Below are 26,136 nucleotides of genomic sequence, written 5' to 3' on the forward strand. Positions count from 1 at the left end.
GGAATTGCGCTCGGCCGAAAGCTGTCCGGCAAGCCCGGTGGTCGCAGCGCTTCCGGGACACGGACTTGATCCGCAGCTGGGTCGGCCAGGCAAGGCGCAAGCGTCGGAGCGACGCCCAAGTTCTCCCCGAAAACAAGTCGGGCAACGTCATCTCCCTGCGCTGGGATCAGACGTTCGGCCGTGCCTCGCAGCGAGGCGATACGCCAAACTAAGCGATCGCGTCTCGATCATCGCGAAACCAAGACCCGATACGGGCCAACCCGGAGGACTGGACCATGCCGCCTGCTGCGCCGATCGCCCCTGACGCTGCGGCCTTGGCCTATGTCCCAGCGGAGGCGGTGTCCGTTTCGCAGGGGCGCGGATGGCTGCAGCGCCCCGCCAAGCGCGCCATTGATGTGATCGTGGCGGGCGTCACCCTCGTCCTGCTCATGCCGCTGCTGGCCCTCGTCGCCGGCGCGGTCTGGGCGGGGGACCGCAAGTCGCCGATCTTCCGGCACCGGCGCGTGGGTCGCCAGGGCCGGCCCTTCGGCTGCCTGAAGTTCCGCACCATGGTGGTGGAGGCCGAGGCGGCCCTGGCGGCCCATCTTGCTGCCAACCCGGCGGCGCGGGCCGAATGGGAGGCCACGCACAAGCTCACCGACGATCCGCGCGTGACGGCCATCGGCCGCGTGCTGCGCAAGACATCCCTCGATGAGCTGCCGCAATTGATCAACGTCCTGCGCGGGGACATGAGCCTCGTGGGCCCCCGGCCGATCGTGCAGGCCGAAATGGCGCGGTACGGTTCGGCCTTCCCCGCCTGCTTCTCCGTACCGCCCGGCGTCACCGGCCTGTGGCAGGTCTCCGGCCGCTCGGACACCACCTACGAGGAGCGCGTCGCGCTCGATCTCGCCTACGCCGCCGGCTGGAGCCTCAAGCGGGATCTCGTGATCCTGATCCGCACCGTTCCCGCCGTCTTCGCCCAGCGTGGCAGCCGGTGAGCCGGGAGGCGCCGGCCCCTCGGTCAGCGGGGCCTGACATCGCGCGGCGCCATCCCGAACCGCCGCCGGAACGAGCGGCTGAACAGCGAAGGATCGGTGAAGCCGCACCGGATCATGATCGTGGCCACGCTTTCGCGCGCCTGCGCCGGGTGGGACAGGTAGGTGCGCGCACGGTCGAGCCGCGCGTCACGGATCGTCGCCACGACGCCTTCGCCGTCCGCGAACGCGGCGTAGAGCCGGGTGCGGGACACCTGCAGGCTCCTGCACATCGTGTCCGGCCCGAATTGCGGGTCATGGAGGCCGCGCTCGATATGGACGAGTGCGAGGGACCGCAGCGCCTCGGATGAGACGGGCCCTTCGGATGCGGCCGTGAAGGTGCGGACGAGGTGCAGCGCGCCCTCGATGGCGACTTTCGCCTCGGCATCGGACATCCGCCCGACCAAACCCGCATAGGTCTGCAGATAGCTCGCGAAGAGGGCGCTGTGCGGGCCGCTCGGGATCATGCGTCCCGCATAGACGTCCGGCTCGCCGACATGGGTGCGGAACAGGGAGCGTGACACCCGCAGCCGCAACTCGGCGTAGGCTTCGTACGCCCCGGCCTGATAGGGGCGGTTGGTATCGACGAGACTGATATCGCCCGGGGCCTTCCGCGCGCCGCGATTGCCCTGCTCGAAGTATCCGCGACCGGACAGGGGCATCGCGATGGCCACCGCATCGTCGTCGTCCCGCCGGATGTGATGCGCCAGACGCGTCACCCCGACCTGATCGCTTTTCGTGTGGAGCAGGACGCTGTGGGTCGCCCGGGCGATGAAGCGACCGGCCGAGAACGACGACGTCGGCTTCGTCGTATGGATGTCGACGCCGCTCAATGCGGAAAGCGAGTCCCGCCAGTATTCGAACGCGCGGCCCGGTTCGACGTCCGCTGTGCTCTGGACGAACGTTTTGACGAAGGGTGGATCGGCCAAAACGCTCGCTCCGATGGGAATCCGGCCCCCGTCAATGGCTGGAAGCGATATTGGATGCTTCGCAGAAATTTTATTTTATTGGGAAAATATAGCAATTAATTTGACTGCATAACCGTCGCCGTCCGCCGGCCTATACAGTCACGTCCGAATGGATACGATCCCACGCGGATGCACGGCTCCCGTCCGCGGCGTCCCCGGTGCAATTCTTGCTTGCCCGATGCGCGTTCGAGGTCGAAGAACCGGGAGGTTCCGCATGCGTCGGTCCCTGCACACGGACGAGGAGATCGCCTTCCTGCTGGGCGAGGCCGAGCGGGGCATCCCGATCGCGGCGATCTGCGCGAGCGCGCATGTCTCGCCGGGCACCTTCTATCGCTGGCGGCGGCGGCTCGGCGGGCTGAAACCGGCCGGCGTGGCCCGCCTCGATCAGGTCGAGCGGGAGAATGCCGACCTCCGGGCGGAGGTGCAGCGGCTCCGGGCGGCGCTGCTCGTGCAACCGTCGCGACCGGAGCCGGCCCGCACCGCCCCCGTAGGGGCGCGGCCGGTGCCGCGCCATCGCGGCGCCGAGGCCTGCGTCGGCCGGTTCGCCTTCGTCCGAAGCGCGAACTGAGACGCAGGCCCGTCCCGCCTCATGCCGAGGCGAGGGCCGACTTGGGCATCAGCATGTGCACGCCCTTGTTGCCGTCCACCGTCTGGGTGATCCGCAGGTTCCCGGCGAGCGAGCAGAGCATGTAGGCTTGGTTGCGGGTGAGGCTCGTGCGCGCGCAGACGAGGCGCACCATCTCGCGCACGGCCTGGCGCATCGCCTCGTCGAGGCTCTCGTGCAGGCCGATCGACATCAGGTCGGTGGGCGTCTCGGCGAAGGGCCACGCGCCCGGCAGGTCCTTGCGCACGGTCAGGCGGAACGTGCCGGTCAGCCCGGTCTCCAGGGCGGTGATGCACACCTCGCCGTCGCCCTGCACGCCGTGGCCGTCGCCCGCGTAGAAGCCGCCGCCGGGGTTGAACACCGGCAGGTAGAGACTCGTGCCGACCCGCATCTCCTTGTTGTCCATGTTGCCGCCGAAGGCCCGGGGCACCGGCGTGCCGACCCGCCCCCAGGCCGCCGGCGGCGCGGTGCCGAGGATGCCGAAGAACGGATCGAGGGGCAGTTCCGCGCCCCAGGGCAGGCGGCAGACACCGCGCGCGGTGTCGATGTCGGCGTGGATCGTCTCGTACTCGGTGAACTCGTCCGGCAGGGTTCCGAGCAGCGGCAGGATCGCCACGAAGCCCCAGTCGAGGCGGAACTTCAGGTCGAGGATGTCGACCTGCAGCATGTCGCCGGGCTCGGCGCCTTCCACGTGGATCGGGCCGGTGACGAAGTGGGGGCCGGGGCCGGAGGGGAGCGTGTCGAGGGACTGGAGCAGGTCGGCCGGCACCCGCGCCGGGTCCGGGTGGAGGCATTCGCGCCCGCCCGCCGGGTGCGAATGCAGGGTGACGGTGTCGCCGGATTGGACCGTCAGGACCGGCGGCAGCGCGGCGTCGAAATAGCCGAGCACCATCGTGTCGGGGGTGGCGGGGATCTCGTGATGGGTGGGCACGGCGGCTCCTTCCAACTGTCAGACGGCGATGTGCCGCGTGAGGGTTTCGTGGCTTAAGGCTCCGGGATCGCCGCGCGCGACGACCTGGCCGCGCGACAGCACCACCACGGTGTCGGCGACCCGGAGCGCGAAATCGAGGTACTGCTCCACCAGCAGCACGGTGATCCGGCCTTTCAGCCCGGCGATCACCCCCTCGATGGCGGCGACGATGGAAGGCTGGATGCCCTCCGTCGGCTCGTCGAGGAGGAGGGCGCGGGGCCGGGTGGCGAGCGCGCGGGCGATGGCGAGCTGCTGCTGCTGGCCGCCCGAGAGGTTTCCCCCCGGCCGGTGCCAGAGCCCGCGCAGGGCGGGGAACAGGGCGACCGCCTCGTCCACCGCCCCGGTGCGCTCCAGCCCGTGGGCGCGGGCGGCGACCCGCAGGTTCTCGGCGACGCTCAGATCCGGGAAGATCTCGCGCCCCTGCGGAACGTAGGCGAGGCCCGCGCGGGCGCGCCGGTCGGGGGACAGGCGCGTCAGGTCGGTCCCGTCCAGCGCGATCCGGCCGCGGCTCTCGGGGATCGAGCCGGTGAGGCAGCGCAGCAGCGTGGTCTTGCCCGCACCGTTGCGGCCGAGCACGGTGAGGCAGGCCCCCGGCTCGACCGCGAGCGCGATCCCGCGCAGCACCTGCGCGCTGCCGTAATGCTGATCGAGCCCCTCGACGGTGAGGCGGGCGGGCGTGGCTGAGTGCGTCATCGGCCGAGGAAGACCTCGATGACGCGGGCATCGCTCCGGGCGCCGCGCAGGCTGCCCTCGTAGAGCGTGCGGCCCTCGTGCAGCACCGTCACCCGGTCGGCGACGGCCTCGACGAAGTTCATGTCGTGCTCGATCACCAGGATCGCCCGGTCCGGCCGCCGCAGGGCGCGGATCAGCGCGGCGGTCTGCGTGGTTTCGGCATCGGACAACCCGGCCACGGGCTCGTCGAGGAGCAGCAGGGCCGGCTCGGCGGCGAGCACCATGCCGATCTCCAGCCACTGCTTCTCCCCGTGGGACAGGCGGCCGGCCATGATGTCGGCCCGGGGGCCGAGGCCGATCTCGCCGAGGACGGAGGCGATGCGGCCGGCCCGCGCCCCCACCGGGACGGCGGGTCCGCAGCCGATCTCCAGGTTCTCCCGCACGGTGAGCGCCGGGAAGACGCTGGGCTTCTGGAACTTGCGCCGCACGCCGGCCCGGGCGATCTCGGCCTCAGACCGCGTGGTGAGGTCGATCCGGTCGCCGAGCATCACCCGGCCGGAGACCGGCTTGGTGATGCCGGAGATCACGTCGAGCAGGGTGGTCTTGCCGGCGCCGTTCGGCCCGATCACGGCCCGCACCTCGCCGGGATCGACCGCCAGCGAGACGCCGTCCAGCGCCGTGAAGCGGCCGAACGCGACCGTCAGGGCCTCGATGACGAGGCCGGTCATCGGGAACTCCGCAGCCAGGTCGGGCGGGGGCGCAGGGCCACGAGGTCGAGCAGACCGTTCGGCAGGACCAGCACCACGACGAGGACCAGCCCCGACAGGATGAAGGGCCACGCCTCCGGCATCGCGGCGCTGAGCCAGAACTTCAGGCCGTTGACGAGCACCGCGCCGATCACCGCCCCGCCGAGCCGCCCCAGGCCGCCGATGGCCACCCAGACGGCGATCTCGATGGAGAGGTCGGGCGCCAGCACCCGCGGGTTGATGATGCCGACCTGCGGCACGTAGAGGATGCCGGCGAGGGCCGCGATCATGGCCGAGAGGCACCAGATGCCGAGCTTCAGCCGGGTGGTGCTGTAGCCCAGGGTGCGCAGGCGGGTCTCGTCGTCGCGGCAGGCGAGCATCCGCCGGCCCACGGCGCTGCCGACGAGGAGCCGCGTGCCGGCCAGCACGGCGGCCAGCGCCACCAGGGCGGCGACGGCCAGCCCGGTGGCCACGCCGGGGGAGCCCATCGGCCAGCCGAACAGCAGCGGGAACCCGGTCATGCCGTTGTTGCCGCCGAGGCCGGTGTCGTTGCGGTACATCAGCAGCATCGCGACATAGACGAGGGCTTGGCTGATGATCGAGAAATAGACGCCGTTGACCCGCGAGCGGAACGAGGCGAGCCCGAACAGGAAGGCGACGAGGCCGGCGAGCGCCAGCGCCAGGACGAGGGCGTAGGCCGGGTGGTCGAGCCCCGCCCAATAGGCCGGCAGGCTCTTCCACCCCATGAACTGCACGAAGTCCGGCAGCACGCCCGTCACGGCCACGCCGTGGGACAGGAGGTGCATGGCGCAGACGTAGCCGCCGATGGCGAAGAACAGCCCGTGCCCCAGGCTGAGGATGCCGAGATAGCCCCAGACCAGATCGAGGGACACGGCCAGGATCGCGAAGGCCGCGAGCTGGCCCAGCGCGTTGACGAGATACGGCGCGGGCCGCGCCACGAGGAGCCCCACCGCGACGGCGAGGCAGAGCCCGACGAGGCCGGCGACCAGGGGATCGCGCACCGCGCGCCGGGCCGGGCCGGCCGGCGGAGCGAGGACGGTCTGCATGGCCCCGCTCATCGCCGCCTCCGCACCGCGAACAGCCCCTCGGGCCGCCGCTGCAGGAACAGGATGATGCCCACGAGCACGATGACCTTGGCGGCGACCGCGCCGGAGACCGGCTCGATCAGCACGTTGGCGCCCCCGATCCCCAGGGCCGCCACCAGCGTCCCGAGGAGGCTGCCGACGCCGCCCAGCACCACGACCATGAAGCTGTCGACGATGAAGCCCGACCCCATGCCGGGATTGACGCTGTAGATCGGGCAGAGGGCCACCCCGGCGAGCCCCGCGATGCCCGAGCCCAGCCCGAAGGCGAGGCGGTCGACCCGGCGGGTCGGCAGGCCGAGGCAGGCGGCCATGTCGCGGTTCTGGGTCACGGCGCGGATGTCGAGCCCCAGCGGCGTGCGGCGCAGGATCAGGAGCGTCAGGACGAGGGTCGCCGCCGCGAAGCCGATGGCGAAGAGCCGGTTCCAGGTCACGACGAAGTCGGCGTAGAGGGGCACGCCGCCGCTGACATAGGCGGGCATGACGAATTGCAGGTTCTGGGTGCCCACCGTCACGCGCACGAGGTTCACGAGGAACAGGCTCACCGCCCAGGTGGCCAGCAGGCTCATGAGCGGCCGCCGGTAGAGATGGCGCAGGATCAGCGCCTCCACCACGATCCCCACCAGGGCGACGGCGCAGAAGGCCACGGGGATGGCCGCGACGAGGTAGAGGTCGAGGAGGCCGGGGGCGAGGCGGCGGAAGGCCTCCTGCACGCCGTAGGTGGCGTAGGCGCCGAGCATGATGAACTCGCCCTGGGCGAGATTGATCACGCCCATCAGCCCGAAGATGATCGCGAGCCCGGCCGCCGCCATGAACAGGATGCTGGCGAAGCTCAGCCCGTTATAGACCACCGCGAGGCCGTCCCCGACCGCCACCGCGCGGGAGACCGTGGCGAGGCCGGCGTCGAGGGCCGCCCGGAAGGCCGGGTCGGCGGCGTAGGCCGGGTCGCCCTTCAGCGCCGCGAGGCGCGCCTTCGCGGCCCCCGACGGATGGGCCGCCACGGCGGCGATGGCCGCTCGGCGCCGAACCGGATCGGGCGACGACAGGGCCGCCGCCTGGGCGAGGCCGGTGATCCTCTCCTTCAATCCGGCATCGCTCTCCGCATCCCGCGCCCGGTCGAGCACAGCCGCCGGGACGGTGGCGATGCGCCGCTCGGCGGCGGCGAGGCCGGCGGCCCGCGCGGCCGGATCGGGGCCGGTGAGCAGGGCGGTGACGCCGCGCGCCGTCTCCACGGCGGCGCGCTGGCGCAGCCCGAGGACCGGCACCCGCGCGTCCGGGGTCGCCCGCGCGAGGCCGGTGAGCGCATCGCGCCCCTCGGACGCGCCGGGCCGGTCGAGCAGGAGGGCGCCGTCCGCCGGGCAGGCGAGGCGTCGCTCGGCGAGGGCGCCGAGGAGGCCGGCGGCGAAGGCGAGATCGTCCGCCGGCAGTTCTCCGGCGGACTGGATCAGACCCTCGGCGGCGCGAACCTGCGCGGCGGCGTCATCGCACAGGCCCGCCACGAACCCCGCCCGGTCGAGGGACGCGGCGGCGGCGGGAGCCGGCACGAGCGCGAGACAGACGAGGACGAGGACGGCGCGGAGCACGGGCATCCCCGGTTCAGCCATAGGGGCTGAACGGGACCGGCTTGGGCGCGTTCGGGGATTGCCACAGCACGTCGAAGCCGCGCTTCTCGTTGACCGAGCCGATGAACACGCCGCGGGAGACGTAATTGTTCTCCCCCGTCATGGTCAGCGTGTAGCCGGACGGGTCCTCGAAGCTGAGGCCGGCGAAGGCCTTGCGCACCTCGGGCACCGCGAAGGACCCGGCCTTGGCGGCCGCGAGCGCCCAGAGCTGGACGCTGTCATAGGCCGACACCATCGGGTCGATGACCGTGTCCGCGCTGAACGGGACGTTCCTGGCCTTCACGTAGGAGGCCCAGTCGCCGAGGAACTTGGTGTTCCGCTCGCTCTTGGCGGCCTGCAGATAGGCCCAGCAATTCAGGTGGCCGGCGAGCTTGGCCGTGTCGAGCCCTTCGAGATCGGCCTCCACCATGTCGAGGCCGAGGATCGGCACGTCGGTGGCGGTGATGCCCTGGTTGGCGAATTCGCGCAGGAAGTCGGGAATCGAGGATCCGACGACGGTGAGCACCACGATCGCCTGCCCGCCGGGCTGGCTGGCGAAGCTGCGGACCTGGTTCACCAGAGTCTGGAAGTTCGAGAAGCCGAAGGGCACGTATTCCTCGCGCCACGCGCTCTCGGGGATGCCCTTGCTCTTCCAATAGCCCCTGAGCTGCTTGTTGATCGTCCGGGGCCAGACGTAGTCCGAGCCGATCATGAAGAACCGCTTCGCCCCGACCCCGTCCTGGCCCATCAGGTAATCGACCGCCGGCAGCACGGAGCTCGCGGGCGGCGAGTTCACGTAGACGACGTTCTTCGAATTCTCGTCGCCCTCGAAGTGCAGCGGGTAGAACAGCAGCCCGTCGTTCTGCTCGACGACCGGCAGGACGGATTTGCGCGACACCGAGGTCCAGCAGCCGAACAGGGCCGCGACCTTCTCCTGCTGCAGCATCTGCCGGCCGACCTGGGCGTAGAGCGGCCAGTCCGAGGCGGGATCGGAGGTCAGCACCTCGATCTGGCGACCGTTGACGCCGCCCCGGCCGTTGATCTCGTCGGCGGCCATGCGGACGACGTGGTTCAGCCGGCCTTCGAGGTTGGCCATCGTGCCGGAGGAGGAGAACAGGCAGCCGAGCTTGACGGTGTCGGCCGCGAAGGCCGGCCGGATCAGGGCGGGGGAGGCGAGCAACGACGCCGCCCCGACGAAGCTTCGCCGCGTGAGATGTGCCATCGATCCCGAAGCCCCCTTGGACAAGCGCAGGTATCATTGCCGGCCTTCCGGGCAACCGGAAGATCAAAGAGGGCGCAGGACGGCGCAAAGCTTGCGCAGATGGGCGCCCCCTGTGCGAAGGACAGGCGGACGCCGGCCGATAACGTCAAAATTCTCGTCATTGGCCGATGGTCTCCTTCGGCGCGGGGCCGCGCCGGTCAGGGATCGGGCGGCGCGTCGCCCCGGCCGATGAAGGGGATGCCCTCGATGGGGCATTCCTCCGTGCCGACGCTCTGGCGGGTGATGGCCCTAACCGCGTCGCGGGTCCCGTCGGGATCCTCGATCCAGCGCCGGTAGAAGTCGTAGGGACATTCCGACATCCCGTGCCGGTTCTCCTTCGAGTTGATCATGCCCGTGTAGCCACGGTGCAGGAGCTTGAAGAGGTGGTTCTCCGACTGGCCGTGGGCGCGGAAGTCCCGGATGAGGAACTTCGACAGGGCGGCGTACTGGATCCCCATCTCCTCCTCGCCGCACTCGCCAAGGGTGCGGCCGTCGAAGCCGATGATCGCCGAGTGGCCGAAATAGGTGTAGACCCCGTCGAACCCGGCCGCGTTCGACACCGCCACGTAGGTGTTGTTGGCGAACGCCATCGCCTTCGAGATGACGATCTGCTGTTCCTTGGCCGGATACATGTAGCCCTGGCAGCGGATGATCAGCTCGGCGCCGCGCATGGCGCAGTCGCGCCAGATCTCCGGGTAGTTGCCGTCGTCGCAGATGATCAGGCTGATCTTGAGGCCCTTCGGCCCGTCCGACACGTACGTGCGGTCCCCCGGATACCAGCCCTCGATCGGCGTCCAGGGCATGATCTTGCGGTACTTCTGGACGATCTCGCCCTGGTCGTTCATCAGGATCAGGGTGTTGTAGGGCGCCTTGTGCGGATGCTCCTCGTGGCGCTCGCCGGTGAGCGAGAACACGCCCCAGACCTTCGCCTCCCGGCAGGCGGCGGCGAACACCTCGGTCTCGGCGCCGGGGATTGTCGCGGCGGTCTCGTACATCTCGGCGGCGTCGTACATGATGCCGTGGGTCGAGTATTCGGGGAAGATCACGAGGTCGAGGCCCGGCAGGCCGGACTTCATGCCGACGATCATCCGACCGATCGCCTTGGCGTTCTCAAGGACTTCCGCGCGGGTGTGCAGGCGCGGCATCTTGTAGTTCACGACGGCGACGCCGACGCTGTCCTGGCTGGACGAGATGTCTCCGTGCATCATGGCGTCTTATCCTCCGGGAAGTCTTCGCGGTCGGCTCAGTGGCTGATCATCCAGGGCCGCGCGCCGGGAAAGCTCTTGGCGGCGGCCGGGGCCGCCGCCGCCTTCTTCGGCGCGCAGCAGCCGCAGCCGGCTCCATGGCCCCCCGAGCGGCGGGGCGCGTGGCGGCTGCGCTCGTTGGTGGCGTGGGCCGCCCGCAGCCCCGCCTCCATCCCGGCGATGCGGGGGGCGGTGAGGAAGGCCCGTGGGCTCGTCCCCCCGCAATCCGGGCAGTCATGCGGCTCGCGGAACTCCGCCATCGGGCGCATGACGGTGAAGGGCCCGCAGGCCTCGCATTCGTAGTCGTAGACGGGCATCTCAGAGATCCGGCGAGAGCGGCATCTGGATCGAGCCGTCGAGGAACTTGGTCGGCCCGTCCGCGCCGGGATTGATGTCGAACTCGAAGATCTTGGTCGGAATCCAGAGGGTCGCGCAGGCGTTGGGGATGTCGACCACCCCCGAGATGTGCCCCTGGACCGGCGCCGTGCCGAGGATCGAGTAGGCCTGCGCGCCGGAATAGCCGAACTTCTTCAGGTATTCGATCGCGTTGAGGCAGGCCTGCCGGTAGGCGATATGCACGTCGAGGTAATGCTGGCCGCCGTGCTCGTCGACGGAGATGCCCTCGAAGATCAAATGATCGTCGAATTTCGGCGTGATCGGCGACGGCTTGAAGATCGGGTTCTTGATCCCGTACTTGGCCATGCCGCCCTTGATCAGATCGACCTTGAGATGCACCCAGCCGGCCATCTCGATGGCGCCGCAGAAGGTGATCTCGCCGTCGCCCTGGCTGAAATGCAGGTCGCCCATGGAGAGGCCGGCGCCCGGCACGTAGACCGGGAAGTAGATCTTCGAGCCGCGCGACAGATCCTTGATGTCGCAATTGCCGCCATGCTCGCGGGGCGGGACCGTCCGGGCGCCGGTGGCGGCGGCCGCGTCCTTCGCCTCGCCCTTCAAGCGGCCCATATGGGCGGTCGGGCCGAAGGGCAGGGTGGCCAGCGCCGGAACGCGGTCCGGGTTGGTGTCGTAGAGGGCCTTCTCGCGGGTGTTCCAGGTCTCCAGCATCGTGGGATCGGGCAGGCAGCCGATCAGGCCGGGATGGATCAGGCCGGGGAAGCGCACGCCAGGGACGTGGCGCGACTTGGTGAACATACCCTCGAAATCCCAGATCGACTTCTGGGCCTGCGGAAAGTGCTCGTCGAGGAAGCCGCCGCCGTTCTTCTTGGAGAAGAAGCCGTTGAAGCCCCACTGGCTCTCCGGCTTGGCGCCGATGTCGAGGAGATCGACCACCAGCAGGTCGCCGGGCTCGGCGCCCTCGACGCCGATGGGGCCCGAGAGGAAGTGGACGATCGACAGGTCGATGTCGCGCACGTCGTCGGCGGAATCGTTGTTCTTGATGAAGCCGCCGGTCCAGTCGTAGGTCTCGACGATGAAGTCCGCGCCCGGCTTCACGGTGGCGACCATCGGAATGTCCGGGTGCCAGCGGTTGTGCACCATGTCGTTGTCGTAGGCCGACTGCGTGAGATCGACCTTGATCAATGTCTCGGGCATTTTTTACGACTCCCTGCTGCGGTTGTGGTTGACTGGCCTTGAGGGGATGGGCGCGGACGGCTCATCCCACCCTTGCCCTCATCCTGAGGTGCCGGCGCGAAGCGACGGCCTCGAAGGAGGGCTCCAGAAGGCTCCGCGATCCCTGGAGCTCTCCTTCGAGGCCCGCTCACGCGGGCACCTCAGGATGAGGATGAGGGCGGGAGGGAATGGCGGGGTGCCTGCCCTCCGCCGTCACCCCCATTGACGAGCGGTGAGCGGCCATCGGTCAGACCGACAGGAACCGGGCGACGGCCGCCTCGTCGATGCCGTCCCGCGGGGCCTCGTGGACGATGGCGCCGTTCTCCAGGACGACGACCCGGTCGGCGACGTCGAGGGCGAAGCTCAGCACCTGCTCCGAGACCACGATGGACAGGCCACGCTCGTCACGAATCCTCTTCAGGGTCCGGCCCATCTCGCGGATGATCGAGGGCTGGATGCCTTCCGTGGGCTCATCGAGGAGCAGCACCTTCGGGCGGCTGGCCAGCGCGCGGGCGATGGCGAGCTGCTGCTGCTGCCCGCCGGACAGGTTGCCGCCCCGGCGCCCCTTCATCTCCAGCAGGAACGGGAACATCTCGTAGAGGTCCTGCGGCACCGCGCGGGCGCCCGTGACCGTCAGGCCGGTCTCGATGTTCTCCTGTACCGTCATGGTCGAGAAGATCATCCGGCCCTGCGGCACGTAGGCGAGGCCCTTGGCGACCCGGGCGTGGCTCTTGAGCCCGGCCACATCCGCGCCCTCGACCCGGATCGACCCGGCCTTGACGGGCAGGAGGCCCATCAGGGTCTTCATCAGCGTGGTCTTGCCCATGCCGTTGCGGCCCATCACGGCGACGATCTCGCCGGGGGCCACCGCGAAGGTGAGCCCGTGCAGGACCTCGCTCTGGCCGTAGGCCGCGTGCAAATCCTCGACGGCGAGCGCCGGCATGGCGGAGGGCATCGCCGCCAGCGGCGGCGGGACGGAGGCTGTAGGCGCGGTCTGGAGCGAGGCCATCGTCAATGTCCCAGATACACTTCGATGACCTTCGGGTCGGTCTTGACCCGCTCCATCGAGCCTTCGGAGAGCACCTTGCCCTGGTGCAGGACCGTCACCCGGTGGGCGATGTCCTCGACGAACTTCATGTCGTGCTCGATCACCAGCACCGAGCGGCCCTTGATGATCTGGTTGAGCAGTTCGGCGGTCTTGATCCGCTCGCCGACGCTCATCCCGGCCACCGGCTCGTCGAGCATCAACAGTTCCGGGTCCTGGATCAGCAGCATGCCGATCTCCAGCCACTGCTTCTGGCCGTGGCTCAGGAACTCCGCCCGTTCCTTGAGCTGGTCCTTCAGGAAGATCGTCTCGGCGATGGCGTGGATGCGGTCGCGGACCTCGGCGTCGCGCTTGAAGGTCAGGGCGCCGAACACCGAGCGGCCCCGGGGGAACGAGATTTCGAGGTTCTCGAACACCGTCAGGTCGTCGTAGATCGACGGCGTCTGGAACTTGCGGCCGACGCCGGCCTGGACGATGGCGCTCTCGGAGAGCTTCGTCAGTTCCTGGCCCTTGTACTTGATCGAGCCGGCGCTCGCGCGGGTGCGCCCGCAGATCAGGTCGAGCACCGTGGTCTTGCCGGCGCCGTTCGGGCCGATGATCACCCGGATCTCGTCGGGCTCGACGTAGAACGACACGTCGTTCACCGCCTTGAACCCGTCGAAGGAGACCGTCAGCGCCTCGACGGCGAGGAGATGGTCGGGCGGGGCGGACTCGGCCCCGACCACGGGGGAGGAGAGGATCGCGGCGTTCATGGCATCCTCACTCGGCGGGGGCGCCAGCGGGCGCATTCTGAGGCGGGACGATGGCGGGCGGAGGCGCGCGCAGGGCCTTCACCCGGCGGGTGAGGCGGGGCTCGATGTGCTCCCGCCAGATGCCGGCGAGACCGTTCGGGAAGGCCAGCACCACGGCGATGAACAGGGCGCCGAGGCCGAACAGCCAGAGGTCCGGGAAGCTCTCGGAGAAGGTGGTCTTGGCCCAGTTCACGAGGAGCGTGCCCCAGACCGCGCCGAACAGGGACAGGCGCCCGCCGACCGCGGCATAGATCACCATCTCGATCGAGGGCACGATGCCGACGAAGGAGGGCGACATGAACCCGACCTGCAGGCTGAACATCGCCCCGCCGATCGCCGCGAAGGCGGCGGCCAGGCTGAAGGCGAAGACCTTGAACCCCGCCACCGAGTAGCCGGAGAACCGCACCCGGTCCTCCTTGTCGCGCATGGCCACGAGGATGCGGCCGAGCTTCGACTTCTTCACGTACTGCGCCGCCAGGATGCAGGCGAGGAGCAGGCCGCCGTTGACGAAGTACAGGATGACCTTGGCGTGGTCGGTGCGGATGTCCCAGCCGTGGAGGGTGCGCAGGTCGGTGATGCCGTTGATGCCGCCGGTATAGCCCTGCTGGCCGACGATCAGGATCGTCAGGATGGCGGCGATGGCCTGGGTGATGATGGCGAAGTAGGTGCCGCCGACCCGGCGCTTGAACATCGCGAAGGAGATCAGCATCGCGAACAGGACCGGGACCGCCACCACCAGCAGGACGGTGAGCGGGAAGCTCTTGAACGGCTGCCAGAACCAGGGGAGGGCGGTGATCTGGTTCCAGTCCATGAAGTCCGGGATGCCCGGCGTCGACTGGATCTTCGTATTCTCGACGCTCGAAGCCTCCAGCTTCAGGTACATCGCCATGCAATACCCGCCGAGACCGAAGAACACGCCCTGGCCGAGCGACAGGATGCCGGCGTAGCCCCAGCAGATCACGAGGCCGAGCGCCACGAAGGCGTAGGTGAGGTACTTGCCGACGAGGTTGAGGCGGAAGCCGTCGAGCATCAGCGGCAGAACGACGAGGATCACCCCGGCCAGGAGCGCCAAGCTCAGCCATTCCACCGGCTTCATGAACGGGTTGTCGTTGACGGTGACGGATTTGGTGAGGGTCTGGACCGGGTTCGTCATGGCCGAAAACTCCTCAGCGCCGGACCTTGAGGGTGAAGAGACCCTGCGGCCGCAGCATCAGGATGCCGACCACCGCAAGCAGGGTGATCACCTTGGCCATCGAGCCGGAGAGGAAGAATTCCAGGGTCGATTGCGTCTGCGAGATCGAGAAGGCCGAGGCGATGGTGCCGACGAGGCTCGCCGCGCCGCCGAACACGACGATCAGGAAGGTATCGACGATGTAGAGCTGGCCGGAGGTCGGCCCGGTGGAGCCGATCATCGTGAAGGCCGAGCCGGCGATGCCGGCGATGCCGCAGCCGAGGCCGAACGTGTAGCGGTCGACCTTCTCGGTATCGATGCCGACCGCCCCCGCCATGGCGCGGTTCGACATCACCGCCCGGACCTGCTGGCCGAAGCGCGAGCGGAAGATCAGGAGCGCGACGCTCACGGTGATGAGGATGGTCACGGCCATGACGAACAGGCCGTTGATCGGGATCTCGATCGTGTCGGTGACTTGCACCGAGCCGATCAGCCAGGAGGGCAGCTCGACCCCGACCTCGCGGGCGCCGAAGATCGAGCGGTAGGCCTGCTGCAGGATCAGCGAGAGGCCCCAGGTGGCCAGCAGGGTGTCGAGCGGGCGCTTGTAGAGGAACCGGATCAGGCCCCATTCCACCAGCATCCCGAGCGCCCCAGAGGCGAGGAAGGCCAGCCCCATGGCGATGAAGAAGTAGGCCGGGAACAGCACCGGCAGGTAGGACTGGAAGAACGCCGAGCAGAGATAGGTGACGTAGGCGCCGAGGATCATGAACTCCCCGTGGGCCATGTTGATCACGCCCATCTGGCCGAAGATGATCGCCAGCCCCAGCGCCATCAGCAGGTAAACCGAGAACAGGATCAGGCCGGCGAAGCCCTGCATCGCGAAGATCGCGCCGAGATCGCCGAGGGAATAATCGCCGAACATCTGTGGAATCTCCCGCGATGGGGACGACGTTTCATGTCCCGCCCCCTCTTCCGGGGGCGGGATCGGCGTGCCTACTGGTATCCCTTCGGGAACGGGTCCGGCTTGATCAGCTCGGGACTGGTGTAGACGATCTCGAACTGGCCATCGGTCTTGGCCCGGCCGACCCGGGTCTTCGACCAGAGGTGATGGTTCGGATCGATCCTGACATAGCCTTCGGGCGCGCCCTTGAACTCGATGCCTGGCGACGCGGCGACCACCTTGTCCACGTCGAAGGAGCCGGCCTTCTCGCAGGCCATCTTCCACAGGAAGGGCCCGAGATAGGCCGCCTGGGTCACGTCGCCGATGACCGTCTTCTCGCCCCACATCTTCTTGAAGGCCGCGACGAACGCCTTGTTGTTCTCGTTCTCGATCGACTGGAAGTACTTCATGCAGGCATAGGCCCCGGCGATGTTCTCGCCGCCGATGCCGTCGATCTCGTCTTCCGTCACCGAGATCGTCATCAGCACCTGCTTCGACAGGTCGATGCCGGCCGCCTTCAGCTGCTTGTAGAACGCCACGTTCGACCCGCCGACCACGTCGGCGAAGATCACCTTCGGCTTCGTCAGCTTGATCTTGTTGATGACCGAGTTGAACTGCGTGTGGCCGAGCGGGAAGTATTCCTCGCCGACCACCTTGCCCTTCAACACGTTCTCGACGTGCTTGCGGGCGATCTTGTTCGAGGTGCGCGGCCAGATGTAATCGGAGCCGATGAAGTAGAAGGTGTCGCCGCCCTTCTCCTTGTGCACCCAGTCGAGTCCGGCGAGGATCTGCTGCGTCGCCTCCTGGCCGGTGTAGAAGACGTTCTTGGACTGCTCCAGACCCTCGTAGAAGGTCGGGTAGTACAGGAGCCCGTTATACTGCTCGAAGACCGGCAGCACCGCCTTGCGCGACGCGGAGGTCCAGCAGCCCATCACCGCCGCGCAATGGTCGTTGACGAGGAGCTTCTTGGCCTTCTCGGCGAAGGTCGGCCAGTCGGAGCCGCCGTCCTCCTGGATGATCTTGATCTTGCGGCCGAGCACGCCGCCCGCGTCGTTGATCTGCTGGATCGCGAGCTTTTCCGCTTCCTGCGCGCCCGTCTCGGAGATCGCCATCGTGCCGGTGATCGAGTGCAGGATGCCGACCGTCACCTCGGTGTCGGTCACGGCGAGGCCGGTGGTGTTGACGGCGGCGGTCGGGGCCGCCGCGAAGGCGCGCCCCGGCATCATCGCCAGGGCCGGCGCGCCGGCCAGCCCCATGAGAAGCCTGCGCCGCAACGGCGACCGCAAGCCGTGATCCGCGCCGGAATCGGTGTCGTCTGCCATCTGCCTGCCCCGGTTGCGTCCGGGGCCTAGAGAGGCGGCCCCAAATCGACCGGTGCAGGCTAGGGCGTTCGCCGCAGCGCAGCATATACGCTGTTTTGCGTATGGCCGGGCTCTTGCCTCTGGGGCACCGTCGACCCGGCTAGTCCAGGGACCGATGGCGTTCAGGATCGGGAATACACGTTGCGCGGGAGCGCCTTGTGCCGTGCGGCCTCCATCGCGCGCGGTCGCACCCGCATGCCCGGTCGGCGACCGATGAGCGGCCCGCAGCGCATCATCCCGATCCGGCGCGACTACAACCGCTTCGTCGCGGACGAGACCCTGGAGGATTACGCCCTCCGCTTCACGGCGAAGAAGGCGCGGCGCTGGTCGGGCTTCGCGGTCGCGCAGACGGCGCTGGGCTCGGTGTCGTTCCTGGCGCTGGAGGCGATCGGCGGCACGCTCGTCCTCACGGCGGGCTTCGTGAACGCCCTGGCGGCGATCCTCACCGTCGGCCTGATCATCTTCGCCACCGCCGCGCCGATCACCACCTACGCCGCCCGCTACGGCGTGGACATGGATCTGCTCACCCGCGGGGCGGGCTTCGGCTATCTCGGCTCGACGGTGACGTCGCTGATCTACGCGAGCTTCACCTTCCTGTTCTTCGCCATCGAGGCGGCGATCATGGCGCTGGCGCTGCAGCTCTGCCTCGGGCTGCCGCTCTGGATCGGCTATCTCGTCTGCGCGAGCGCGGTGATCCCCCTCGTGGCCTACGGCATCCGCTTGATCAGCCGGATCCAGATCTGGACGCAGCCCCTCTGGCTCGCCCTCGGCCTGCTGCCCGTCGTCTTCATCGCCGTGCGGGATCCCGCCGCGCTGCCGGCGCTCGCCGCCTTCCCCGGCCTCGACGGACGGGGCGACGGATTCGACCTCGCGCGGTTCGGCACCGCCACCGGGGTGTTGCTGGCCCTGCTGGCCCAGGTGGGCGAGCAGGTGGATTTCCTGCGCTTCGTGCCCGAGCCGACATCGGCGCGCGACCGGACGTGGTGGCTGGCGGTGCTGGCGGGCGGCGCCGGGTGGATCCTGCCCGGCATGGCCAAGATCCTGCTCGGCGCCGGCCTCGCGGTCCTCGCCCTGTCCCACGGCGTCCCGCCCGATCAGGCCGCCGAACCGACCCAGATGTACCGCATCGCCTTCGGCTACGTGACCGGCGGGAACGGGCAGGCGGCGCTGCTGCTGATGGGGGCCTTCGTCCTCGTCTCGCAGCTCAAGATCAACCTGACCAACGCCTATGCCGGCTCGATCGCGTGGTCGAACTTCTTCTCGCGCCTCACGCACAGCCATCCCGGCCGGGTGGTCTGGCTCGTCTTCAACGTCGCCATCGCGGTGCTGCTGATGATGCTCGGCATCGACAAGACGATCGAGAGCACCCTGCCGCTCTATGCCTGCGTGGTCTCGGCCTGGGTCGGGGCGCTGGCCGCCGACCTCGTCGTGAACAAGCCGCTCGGCCTGTCGCCGCCCGGCATCGAGTTCAAGCGGGCGCATCTCTACGCGGTCAACCCGGTCGGCACCGGGGCGATGCTGCTGGCCCTGGCGGCGGGCTGCCTGCTCTATTTCGGCCTCCTGGGCCCGACGCCCCAGGCCTTCGCCCCGATGCTGACGCTGGCCATCGCGTTCGGCGCGGCGCCCGCGCTGGCCTGGGCGACGGAAGGGCGCTGGTATCTCGCCCGGGCGCCGCGCCGGGACTGGGGCGCGGGCGAGATCACCTGCCGGGTCTGCGAATTGCCCTTCGAGGGCGAGGACATGGCCCATTGCCCGGCCTACAACGCACCGATCTGCTCCCTCTGCTGCTCCCTCGACGCCCGCTGCGGCGACCTCTGCAAGCCCCACGGCCGACTCGAAGTTCAGGCGCAGGACGCCCTCGCGCGCATCCTGCCGCGCCGCACGGCCGCCTGGATCGGCGCGCCGCTCGGCCGCTATCTGGCGGTGATGCTGACGCTCTGCGCGGTGATCGGCCTGATCCTCGGCGTCGTCCATGCGGGCGCGAGCATCGCCCACCCGGACCACCGCGAGGTCCTGCGCGCGGCGCTGACCAGCGTGTTCTTCATCCTCGTGGTCATCCTCGGGGTCGTCGCGTGGCTGTTCGTGCTCGCGCAGGAAAGCCGGCGGGTCGCCCAGGCCGAGACGCGGCGCCAGACCCTCCTCTACGAGGCCGAGATCGCCGCGCACAAGGTGACGGACGCGAAGCTGCAGGAGGCCAAGGAGCGGGCCGAGGCCGCCAACCAGGCCAAGAGCCGCTACGTCGTCGGCCTCAGCCACGAGTTGCGGACCCCCCTCTCCAGCGTGCTCGGCTACGCCCAGCTCCTCGAGACCGACCCGACGATCCCCCCGGCCCGCCTCAACGGCATCCGGGTCATCCGGCGCAGCGCCCAGCACCTCTCGGGCCTGATCGACGGGCTTCTCGACATCTCGCGGATGGAGGCGGGCCGCCTGCAGATCAACCGCGACGAGATCCGGCTCTCGGATTTCCTCGATCAGCTCGCCGACATGGTCCGGCTCCAGGCCCGCGAGGCCGGGCTCGATTTCCGCTTCACCCGCCCCGAGACCCTGCCCCAGGTCGTCGCCACCGACGAGAAGCGCCTGCGCCAAGTGCTGCTCAACCTGCTGTCGAACGCCATCAAGTTCACGCCGCGCGGGACGGTCTCACTCAGCCTGAGCTACCGCAGCCAGGTCGCGGTCTTCACGATCCGCGACACCGGCCCCGGCATCCCGGAGGCCGACCGCGACCGGATCTTCGAGCCGTTCGAGCGCGGCTCGACGCCCGCCGCCCGCAGCACGCCCGGAACCGGCCTGGGGCTCACCATCGCCAACCTGCTGGCGCAGCTCCTCGGGGGGGAGATCTCGCTGATGCCGGCGCCGGGGGGCGGGACGCAGGCCCGGCTGCGCCTGATGCTCGCCGCCGTCACGCAGCCCTCGCTCGCCCCCGCCCCCGCGCCGCCGGCCCGCGCGGAGCCCTGTTACGCCGGCCCGCGCCGGACCGTCCTCGTGGTCGATGACGACACCGCGCACCGGACCCTGATGCGGGCCATTCTGGAGCCGCGCGGGCTCACGGTGCGCGAGGCCGAGACCGGACCCGCCTGCCTCGCGGCGGTCGCGGAGGCGACGGAATCGAACGCGATCGACCTGATCCTCCTCGACATCGCGATGCCGGGCATGAGCGGCTGGGACGTGGCGGCGGCGCTGCGGGCGCGGGGCCATGGCGGGCCGATCGTGATGATGTCCGCCAACGTCCACGAACTCGGCCCCCTGCGGGGCGACAGCCCGCCCCACGACGCGATCCTCACCAAGCCCTTCGACCTGCGCGACGTGCTGGATCGGACCGGCGCCCTCTTGCGCCTCGACTGGACGGAGACGGATGCGGCGCCGCGCCCGGCGGCAGAGACGGACGGCCCGCCCATGGCGAACCGCCCCGCCGCCGCCCATGTGGGCGACCTGCTGCGCCTCGGTCGGATCGGGCATATCCGGGGCATCGAGGCGAAGCTCGCGGCGATGGAACAGGACGACACCGTTCCGCCGGACTTCGTGGCGCAGATGCGCGGGCTGATCGCGGACTTCGACCTGCGCCGCTACCTGACGGTGCTGAAGGAGCTCGCCGGCGATGAGTGAGCCCGGCCGCGACGTGATCCTCGTCGTCGACGATTCCCCCGAGACCCTGAGCTTCCTGACCGAGGCGATCGAACGCTCCGGCGCGACGGTGCTGATCGCGGTGGCGGGCGATCTCGCCCTCGCCCTGGTCGATGAGGTCACGCCCGACGTGATCCTGCTCGACGCGGTGATGCCGGGCCTCGACGGGTTCGAGACCTGCCGCCGCCTCAAGGCGAAACCGCACCTCGCCAGCGTCCCGGTGATCTTCATGACCGGGCTCAGCGAGACCGAGCACATCGTGCGGGGCCTCGACGCGGGCGGCGTCGACTACGTGACGAAGCCCATCGTCCCGGACGAGTTGCTGGCCCGCATCCGCACCCATCTCGCCGGGGCGCGATCCGCCCGCAGCGCCCGCACCGCCCTCGACGCGATGGGGCGGACCCTGTTGGCGGTGTCCGCCAACGGCCGGGTCCTGTGGTGCACGCCCCAGGCCGGACAGCTCATCGCCTCCCTGGCCGCGACGCCGGACGGCGTCCTGTCCCTGCCGCCCGAGGCGGTGGCGTGGCTGCGGGCCTGCCTCGCGGGGACGACCACCGGTTCCGTGACGCTGAAGGGATCGGACGGCCCGCCGCACAGCCTCAGCTTCGTCGGCGGGACGGCCGAGGAGATCCTGTTGCGGCTGTCGCAGGACGATCCGGCGCTGAGCCTCGCCCGCCTGCGCGCGAGCCTGCCCATCACCGCCCGCGAGGCGGACGTCCTGTTCTGGCTGTCCCAGGGCAAGGCGAGCCGCGACATCGGCGAGATCCTGGGCCTCAGTCACCGGACGGTGACCAAGCATCTCGAAGCCATCTACGCCAAGCTCGGCGTCGAGAACCGCACCGCGGCCTCGATGATCGCCAATCGGTACATCCAGGGCGGAGGTTGAGACACCGCATCGAGCCGAGGTGAATTCCCTCGCTCCCGCATTCCGGTGCTGCAAACGAATGAGGCGTTAGTGCTGGACTGAGCGAACTATGGTGCTGCGAGACAGGATTGAACTGTCGACCTCTTCATTACCAATGAAGTGCTCTACCACTGAGCTACCGCAGCATCTGGCATCCCCTCGGGGATACGGGGCGGGTCGGGGCCGTTGGGCCGTGACGTCCGCGCGAGAGGGGCCATACCGGATCGAAACGGGCTTGGCAACGCCAGTTATGCGTCCGGCAGCATCTCCGGCAGAACCGGGCGTTGCAGGACGGCCCGGATGATCGCCGCCAGACCGGGCTCCGTCACCGCCTCCGCCGCCTCGGCGGGCGTGAACCAGCGCAGCTCCCGCTGGTGCTCCTCCGGGAAATGCTTCAGCTGCTTGCGCACGCGCAGGGGGAACACCTTCACCTGGCAGGTGACGGCCTCCAGGTTCTTCAGGCGCTTCTCGTAGAGGTAATAGCCCAGCGGGCGCTTGCCGACCGAGCCGCGCAGGCCCGCCTCCTCGTAGGCCTCCTGCGCCGCCGCCTCGAAAGGCTTGCGGCCCTTCATCGGCCAGCCCTTCGGAATCACCCAGCGGCGGCTCTCCCGCGACGTCACCAGCAGCACCTTCATCCCGCCGTCCCGCCCCCGGCGGATCGGCAGGACGCCGACTTGGCGCCGGGGCTCGTCCGCATCGTCGAGGGACAGGTCCGATGGCTTCAGCCGGCGTGCGGACGGCTTGGCAAACTGCGCGGTGATCGGACTCTCTCCTCGACGGTGGCCCCGCACGGCCCCCGAATGAGCCGTTGTCTAGATATTGCTACGTTCTGATTGCGAAACAAGTTCACCGCCGCGCGCAGGAATGTCGCGCACGACAGTTTTGACACCCGGCCCCGCCCCGGCCTGCACCGGCAAGGCCGCCGCCGCCATGCCCGCCGACACGGGATCCGCCGCCGTCTGCGCCGGAGGCTTCGGCTCCACCGGGCCGGGCTTGGGCGCCGCGAGGGCGGGCTCTGCATGCGGCTTCAGCTGCGGCTGCGGCTCGTCCTCCTCCGGATCCATCGGCTCGGCCGGGGCGCCGAGGGCGTTCGGCGGGGCCTGCCACGTGAAGGCGTCGAGCTGGCCGGTGACCGGCGAGACCGGCTCCCAGGTCCGCGAGGCGGTGCCGTCGGCGATCCAGAGCGGGTCGCGCGGGGCACGGGCGGCGCGGGAGAGCCATTCCCGGGCCCGGCCGGACTGGGCGCCGTGCTCGGCCTCCTCGATCGAGGCCATCATCAGGCAGGTGCGCGCGGTCGGCCCTTCGAGGGTGAGGGGCTGAAGCGCCTCGCGGGCGCGGCCGAACTCGCGGGCATCCAGGGCCGCCTGGGCCACGGCGAGGCGCGCCTCGGGATCCCAGGACGAGAGCTTGGCCAGCGTCTCGGCGCGGGCGAGACGGTCGCGCACGGAATCGCCCGTGCGCAGGCCGAGGTAGACCTGGGCGAGGTCGGGATGCGGGTTGATCTTCCACGCGCCCTCGATCACGCGGGCGGCCTTCTTGAGGTCGCCGCGGCGGGCCAGCAGCCGGCCCGCGATGCAGGCGGCAGGCACGAGGCTGGGGCTCAGCTTCACCGCCTGGAGCGCCCGCTCGGCGGCGGATTCGGGCTCGCCGGCCTCCCGGTCGCGGGCGATGGCCGTGAGCAGCACGGCCCGCTGGCGCTTGGCCGCCTGCTTGTCGATCAGGCCGAGGGAGGCGCGGCGTTCCACCGTCTCCAGGGCGCCGGTCCAGTCGGTGTCGGCGCAATGCGCCTCCAGCATCGCGTCGTTGGCCCAGGTGACGCTCGGCGCGAGGCGCGACGCCTCGGCGGCGTAGGCGCGGGCGGCGATCTCGTCGTCCCGGCGGCGCGCCTCCACGAACAGGCCGCGCAGGCCGAGCACCCGTGTCTCGGGGTCGTCGGCCATGGCCTGGAAGGCGCGCTCGGCGCCCTCGCGATCACCGGAGATCTGCGCGGCCTGGGCCTTCAGCAGCAGGGTCAGCGGCTCGGTGCCGAGCAGCCGCTCCGCGTCGCCCGCGTAGCGCTTGGCCGCCAGGGGATCACCCGAGCCCACGGCGATCATCCCCCGCGAGAGGGCCGAGAGCCCCTTGCTCCGGCGCCGCTCGGAGGAGCCGCGCACCAGCGCCTCGGGCAGGCCGATGAAGCCGCGGATGATCGCCCAGACGAAGCCGAGGACCACCGCCGCCGCGATCACGCCGACGATGGCGAGGGCGAGGCTGGTGCCGATCTGGTAGCCGTTCCACACCACCGTGACGGTGCCGGGCCTGTCGGCGATCCAGACCGCCCCGAAGGCGGCCACGGCCAGCAGGACGAGGTAGGCGAGGGCGCGCCACATGGGGTCAGTCTCTCCAGGCGCCGGCCGTGGGGCGGCCGGCGCGAATGCGGGATGGCGCGGGGTGTCTGGCACCCTGCGCCGATGGCTGGCGGTGGCGGGCGGCCGCCGCCGTCATTTCTGCGCGGCGGGGGCGGGCAGGGCCTGGAACGCGGCGGCGGTGAGCGCCTGCGACGCGCCGGCCGCCTTGGCCCGCGCGGCGAGGGTCGTGCCGAACTCCCCGGCTTGCGCCTTGGCCTCCTGCGGCAGGGCGTCGAACACCTTGGCCGCGCCCGCGAGGTCGCCCCGGTCGAGGGCGGCCTGCACCGCCTCCTCGGGGGCCGCCGTCGCGCCGTTGGTCTCCGCCGGGCCGGACTCGACCTTGCGCACCTGCACGAGGCCGTCGGCCATGCTGAGGAGCTTCGTGCGGAAATCGCCGCTCTCGGAGGCCGCCTTCACCTTGGCCGCCTGCCGCGCCTGGGCGATCCTGTCCGCGATGCCCCGGAACGTGCCGGCGAGCTGCGCCGTGGTCGGCGCGCCCTTCTCCGCGAAGGGGGCGAGGGCTTCCGCCTGATCCTGCGCGGACGGATCGAGCTTACGCAGGGTGGCGAGCGGCTCGGCATAGGGCGCGCCGCTGGCGAGCGCCGAGGCGACCCGGTCGGCCACCACGACCCGCAGGGCCGCCTGGACGGTGGCGGTGGGGGCGCGGTCGGCGAGGCCCTTGTCGAGGGTGGCGATCCGGTCGCCCTGCTCGGAGAGCTTGCGGTCGACGGCCTTGGCGGCTTCGGCCGCCTGGCTCTGCCCGGCCTCGGCCGCCTTGCGGCTCGCCTCGGTCGCCGCCTGCACCGACTCGGTGGCGGCCTGCACCCTGGCGTCGAGGCTCTGCTGCAGGGACGCGAGCTTCTGGCCGAGGGCCGCGTCGGCATCGGCGTTCTGCTTGGTGCGGGCTTCCATCTCGCTCTTCAGGGCGGCGATGGCGTCGCTCGTCTCCTTGGCCTGGGCCGTGGCCGCGCCCGAAGCCGGCGCGGCGCCTTCGAGGGCCTTCACGCGGGCATCGAGGTCGGCGAGCTGCTTGGTGCCCTCGGCCTGGGCGACGCCCAAGCCGGTATTGGCCCCCCCGTCGCGGCCGGGCTCCTCCGTCAGCGCCGAGAGGCGCTGGTCGAGGTTGTCGAGGCGGGCGGTGACATCCTGCGGGACGGCGGCCTCACCCGACGAGGCCTGCGGCTGGGCGGAAGCCTTGTCGAGGGCCTGCTTGGCGCTCGCCTCGGCGGTGGCGACGCGCTTGTCGAGGGGCGCGAGGGCGTCCTTCGGCACGAAGGAGCCGAGGCGCTGGTCGATGCCGGCGATCTTCTGGTCGAGGGCGGCGACGCGGCCGGCCTCGCCGCCGACACCCGCCTTCTCGGCGGCGAAGAGCAGGCCGGCACCGATGACGCCGCCGAGAAGGCCGGCGGCGGCCAGGGAGCCGAACCCGCCCCGCGCCTTCGCGGCCGGGGGCACGGCGGAGGCGGACGACAGGGAGGGGGCCGGCGAGACGCCCGGCTTCGGCGCGGCGGGAGCCGGCGAGGCGGTGGGCGTGGGGCCGGGCTTCGCCGAGGCGGATGCCGGCGACGGCTTCACCGGATCGGCGGGCTTGGCCGGCTCGCCGGGCTTCGGCGTCACCTTCGAAGCGTCCTTCGAGGCATCCTTGGGCGCATCCTTGGCGGCCTCGGGGACGCGGGTCGCCTTCAGGTCGAGGATCGGGCCCGCCGTCACCGCCGCGCCGCCGACCGGCCCGGCCGGACCGCCGGGGCGGGCGCTCGGACCGGCCGTGTTCACGGGATCGGGCTTCTTCGGCTCGCCGGGCTTCCCGTCGCCGGGCTTGGTCTCGCCGGGCTTCGGGGGTTCGGTCCTGGTCGCCTCGGGCTTCACCGGCTCCGCGGCCTTCGCGGGCTCGGCGGGCTTCGGCGGGGTGCCGGCCGGGGAGGGGGTGACGGGCTTCGTCGCGGAGAGCGGCACCGCGCCGGGCTTCACCTCCGGCTTGACGTCGGGCTTCGTCTCCGGCTTCGCGCCGGACGGCCCGGAAGCGGGCTTGTCTGCGTCGCTGGGCGCTGACGTCACGGGCAGGTCCTCCACTCTCGGCGTGCCGGCCGCTGCGGTGTCGCGGCGGCCCGTTCCCCTATCACCGCGCCGCCGGTTCCGGCGAGGGCGGCCTGTTGGCTTTGTCGGGCCGC

At 70.3% G+C, this 26,136-nt stretch carries 22 protein-coding genes and 1 tRNA gene; 4 read left to right on the forward strand and 19 right to left on the reverse strand.

The annotated features are described in order from the left end of the window. The first annotated feature begins 275 nt into the window (after window positions 1-275). Window positions 276-977, forward strand: a complete 702-nt coding sequence (locus tag ACXJ1Y_RS04050) for a sugar transferase (protein ID WP_463848878.1) — start codon at window positions 276-278, stop codon at window positions 975-977. 23 nt (window positions 978-1,000) lie between these two features. On the opposite strand, the gene ACXJ1Y_RS04055 is transcribed toward ACXJ1Y_RS04050, so the two are convergent. Then, a complete protein-coding gene (locus ACXJ1Y_RS04055; RefSeq protein WP_463848879.1) occupies window positions 1,001-1,942 on the reverse strand; it encodes a helix-turn-helix domain-containing protein in 942 nt (313 codons plus the stop codon). 253 nt (window positions 1,943-2,195) lie between these two features. Between ACXJ1Y_RS04055 and ACXJ1Y_RS04060 the strand changes: the two genes are divergently transcribed. Beyond that, window positions 2,196-2,549, forward strand: coding sequence for a transposase (locus ACXJ1Y_RS04060; protein ID WP_463848880.1), 354 nt, complete (start codon window positions 2,196-2,198; stop codon window positions 2,547-2,549). A gap of 19 nt (window positions 2,550-2,568) precedes the next feature. Here the strand turns inward: ACXJ1Y_RS04060 and ACXJ1Y_RS04065 are convergent, their stop codons facing one another. The 14 genes from ACXJ1Y_RS04065 to urtA form a co-directional block, all read right to left on the reverse strand. Then, complete coding sequence (locus ACXJ1Y_RS04065) at window positions 2,569-3,516, reverse strand: acetamidase/formamidase family protein (RefSeq protein WP_463848881.1); 948 nt, start codon at window positions 3,514-3,516, stop codon at window positions 2,569-2,571. An 18-nt stretch (window positions 3,517-3,534) separates the two neighbouring features. Then, window positions 3,535-4,248 (reverse strand): urea ABC transporter ATP-binding subunit UrtE, encoded by a 714-nt coding sequence (gene urtE / locus ACXJ1Y_RS04070; protein WP_463848882.1) that lies wholly within the window; start codon window positions 4,246-4,248, stop codon window positions 3,535-3,537. After that, window positions 4,245-4,955, reverse strand: a complete 711-nt coding sequence (locus tag ACXJ1Y_RS04075; RefSeq protein WP_463848883.1) for an ATP-binding cassette domain-containing protein — start codon at window positions 4,953-4,955, stop codon at window positions 4,245-4,247. Before ACXJ1Y_RS04075 ends, urtE (ACXJ1Y_RS04070) begins: the two co-directional genes overlap by 4 nt. After that, window positions 4,952-6,052: an urea ABC transporter permease subunit UrtC gene (urtC, locus tag ACXJ1Y_RS04080; protein WP_463848884.1), complete on the reverse strand. Its 1,101-nt coding sequence runs from the start codon at window positions 6,050-6,052 to the stop codon at window positions 4,952-4,954. The genes ACXJ1Y_RS04075 and urtC (ACXJ1Y_RS04080) overlap by 4 nt, the downstream gene beginning before the upstream one ends. Then, on the reverse strand, window positions 6,049-7,659 hold the full coding sequence (urtB, locus tag ACXJ1Y_RS04085; RefSeq protein ID WP_463848885.1) for an urea ABC transporter permease subunit UrtB: 1,611 nt from the start codon (window positions 7,657-7,659) through the stop codon (window positions 6,049-6,051). Before urtB (ACXJ1Y_RS04085) ends, urtC (ACXJ1Y_RS04080) begins: the two co-directional genes overlap by 4 nt. 13 nt (window positions 7,660-7,672) lie before the next feature. Next, window positions 7,673-8,899 carry a transporter substrate-binding protein gene (locus ACXJ1Y_RS04090; protein WP_463848886.1) on the reverse strand — a complete coding sequence of 409 codons (1,227 nt, stop codon included), beginning with the start codon at window positions 8,897-8,899 and terminating at the stop codon, window positions 7,673-7,675. A 197-nt stretch (window positions 8,900-9,096) separates the two neighbouring features. Continuing rightward, window positions 9,097-10,146, reverse strand: coding sequence for an aliphatic amidase (locus tag ACXJ1Y_RS04095; RefSeq protein WP_463848887.1), 1,050 nt, complete (start codon window positions 10,144-10,146; stop codon window positions 9,097-9,099). Window positions 10,147-10,181: 35 nt separating this feature from the next. Beyond that, a complete protein-coding gene (locus tag ACXJ1Y_RS04100) occupies window positions 10,182-10,499 on the reverse strand; it encodes an FmdB family zinc ribbon protein (RefSeq protein ID WP_463848888.1) in 318 nt (105 codons plus the stop codon). A gap of 1 nt (window position 10,500) precedes the next feature. Continuing rightward, entirely contained in the window at window positions 10,501-11,730 is a 1,230-nt protein-coding gene (gene fmdA, locus ACXJ1Y_RS04105; RefSeq protein ID WP_463848889.1) for a formamidase, read from the reverse strand. 265 nt (window positions 11,731-11,995) lie between these two features. Next, entirely contained in the window at window positions 11,996-12,703 is a 708-nt protein-coding gene (urtE, locus tag ACXJ1Y_RS04110) for an urea ABC transporter ATP-binding subunit UrtE (protein WP_463850028.1), read from the reverse strand. A gap of 56 nt (window positions 12,704-12,759) precedes the next feature. Next, on the reverse strand, window positions 12,760-13,545 hold the full coding sequence (gene urtD / locus ACXJ1Y_RS04115) for an urea ABC transporter ATP-binding protein UrtD (RefSeq protein ID WP_342164411.1): 786 nt from the start codon (window positions 13,543-13,545) through the stop codon (window positions 12,760-12,762). Between the two features lie 7 nt (window positions 13,546-13,552). Next, window positions 13,553-14,737: an urea ABC transporter permease subunit UrtC gene (urtC, locus tag ACXJ1Y_RS04120; protein ID WP_463848890.1), complete on the reverse strand. Its 1,185-nt coding sequence runs from the start codon at window positions 14,735-14,737 to the stop codon at window positions 13,553-13,555. Window positions 14,738-14,750: 13 nt separating this feature from the next. Then, window positions 14,751-15,677 carry an urea ABC transporter permease subunit UrtB gene (gene urtB / locus ACXJ1Y_RS04125; protein WP_463848891.1) on the reverse strand — a complete coding sequence of 309 codons (927 nt, stop codon included), beginning with the start codon at window positions 15,675-15,677 and terminating at the stop codon, window positions 14,751-14,753. Window positions 15,678-15,748: 71 nt separating this feature from the next. Next, a complete protein-coding gene (gene urtA / locus ACXJ1Y_RS04130; RefSeq protein WP_463848892.1) occupies window positions 15,749-17,017 on the reverse strand; it encodes an urea ABC transporter substrate-binding protein in 1,269 nt (422 codons plus the stop codon). A 252-nt stretch (window positions 17,018-17,269) separates the two neighbouring features. On the opposite strand from urtA, the gene ACXJ1Y_RS04135 reads away from it, so the two are divergent. Together ACXJ1Y_RS04135 and ACXJ1Y_RS04140 are read left to right on the forward strand one after the other, a co-directional pair. Beyond that, window positions 17,270-20,659 carry a hybrid sensor histidine kinase/response regulator gene (locus tag ACXJ1Y_RS04135; protein WP_463848893.1) on the forward strand — a complete coding sequence of 1,130 codons (3,390 nt, stop codon included), beginning with the start codon at window positions 17,270-17,272 and terminating at the stop codon, window positions 20,657-20,659. Beyond that, window positions 20,652-21,563 carry a response regulator gene (locus ACXJ1Y_RS04140; RefSeq protein WP_463848894.1) on the forward strand — a complete coding sequence of 304 codons (912 nt, stop codon included), beginning with the start codon at window positions 20,652-20,654 and terminating at the stop codon, window positions 21,561-21,563. Before ACXJ1Y_RS04135 ends, ACXJ1Y_RS04140 begins: the two co-directional genes overlap by 8 nt. Window positions 21,564-21,652: 89 nt before the next feature. Here ACXJ1Y_RS04140 and ACXJ1Y_RS04145 read toward each other — a convergent pair. From ACXJ1Y_RS04145 to ACXJ1Y_RS04160, 4 genes are all read right to left on the reverse strand, one after another. Then, window positions 21,653-21,727: transfer RNA gene (locus tag ACXJ1Y_RS04145), tRNA-Thr, on the reverse strand. 102 nt (window positions 21,728-21,829) lie between these two features. Beyond that, window positions 21,830-22,291: an NUDIX hydrolase gene (locus tag ACXJ1Y_RS04150; protein ID WP_463850029.1), complete on the reverse strand. Its 462-nt coding sequence runs from the start codon at window positions 22,289-22,291 to the stop codon at window positions 21,830-21,832. 102 nt (window positions 22,292-22,393) lie between these two features. Further along, the gene (locus tag ACXJ1Y_RS04155) at window positions 22,394-23,950 is read right to left on the reverse strand and encodes a heme biosynthesis protein HemY (RefSeq protein WP_463848895.1); all 1,557 of its coding nucleotides are present in this window, start codon (window positions 23,948-23,950) and stop codon (window positions 22,394-22,396) included. Between the two features lie 111 nt (window positions 23,951-24,061). Then, window positions 24,062-26,023 carry a COG4223 family protein gene (locus ACXJ1Y_RS04160; protein WP_463848896.1) on the reverse strand — a complete coding sequence of 654 codons (1,962 nt, stop codon included), beginning with the start codon at window positions 26,021-26,023 and terminating at the stop codon, window positions 24,062-24,064. Window positions 26,024-26,136: the final 113 nt, after the last annotated feature.

It is taken from the genome of Methylobacterium sp. TK26 (assembly GCF_055361565.1).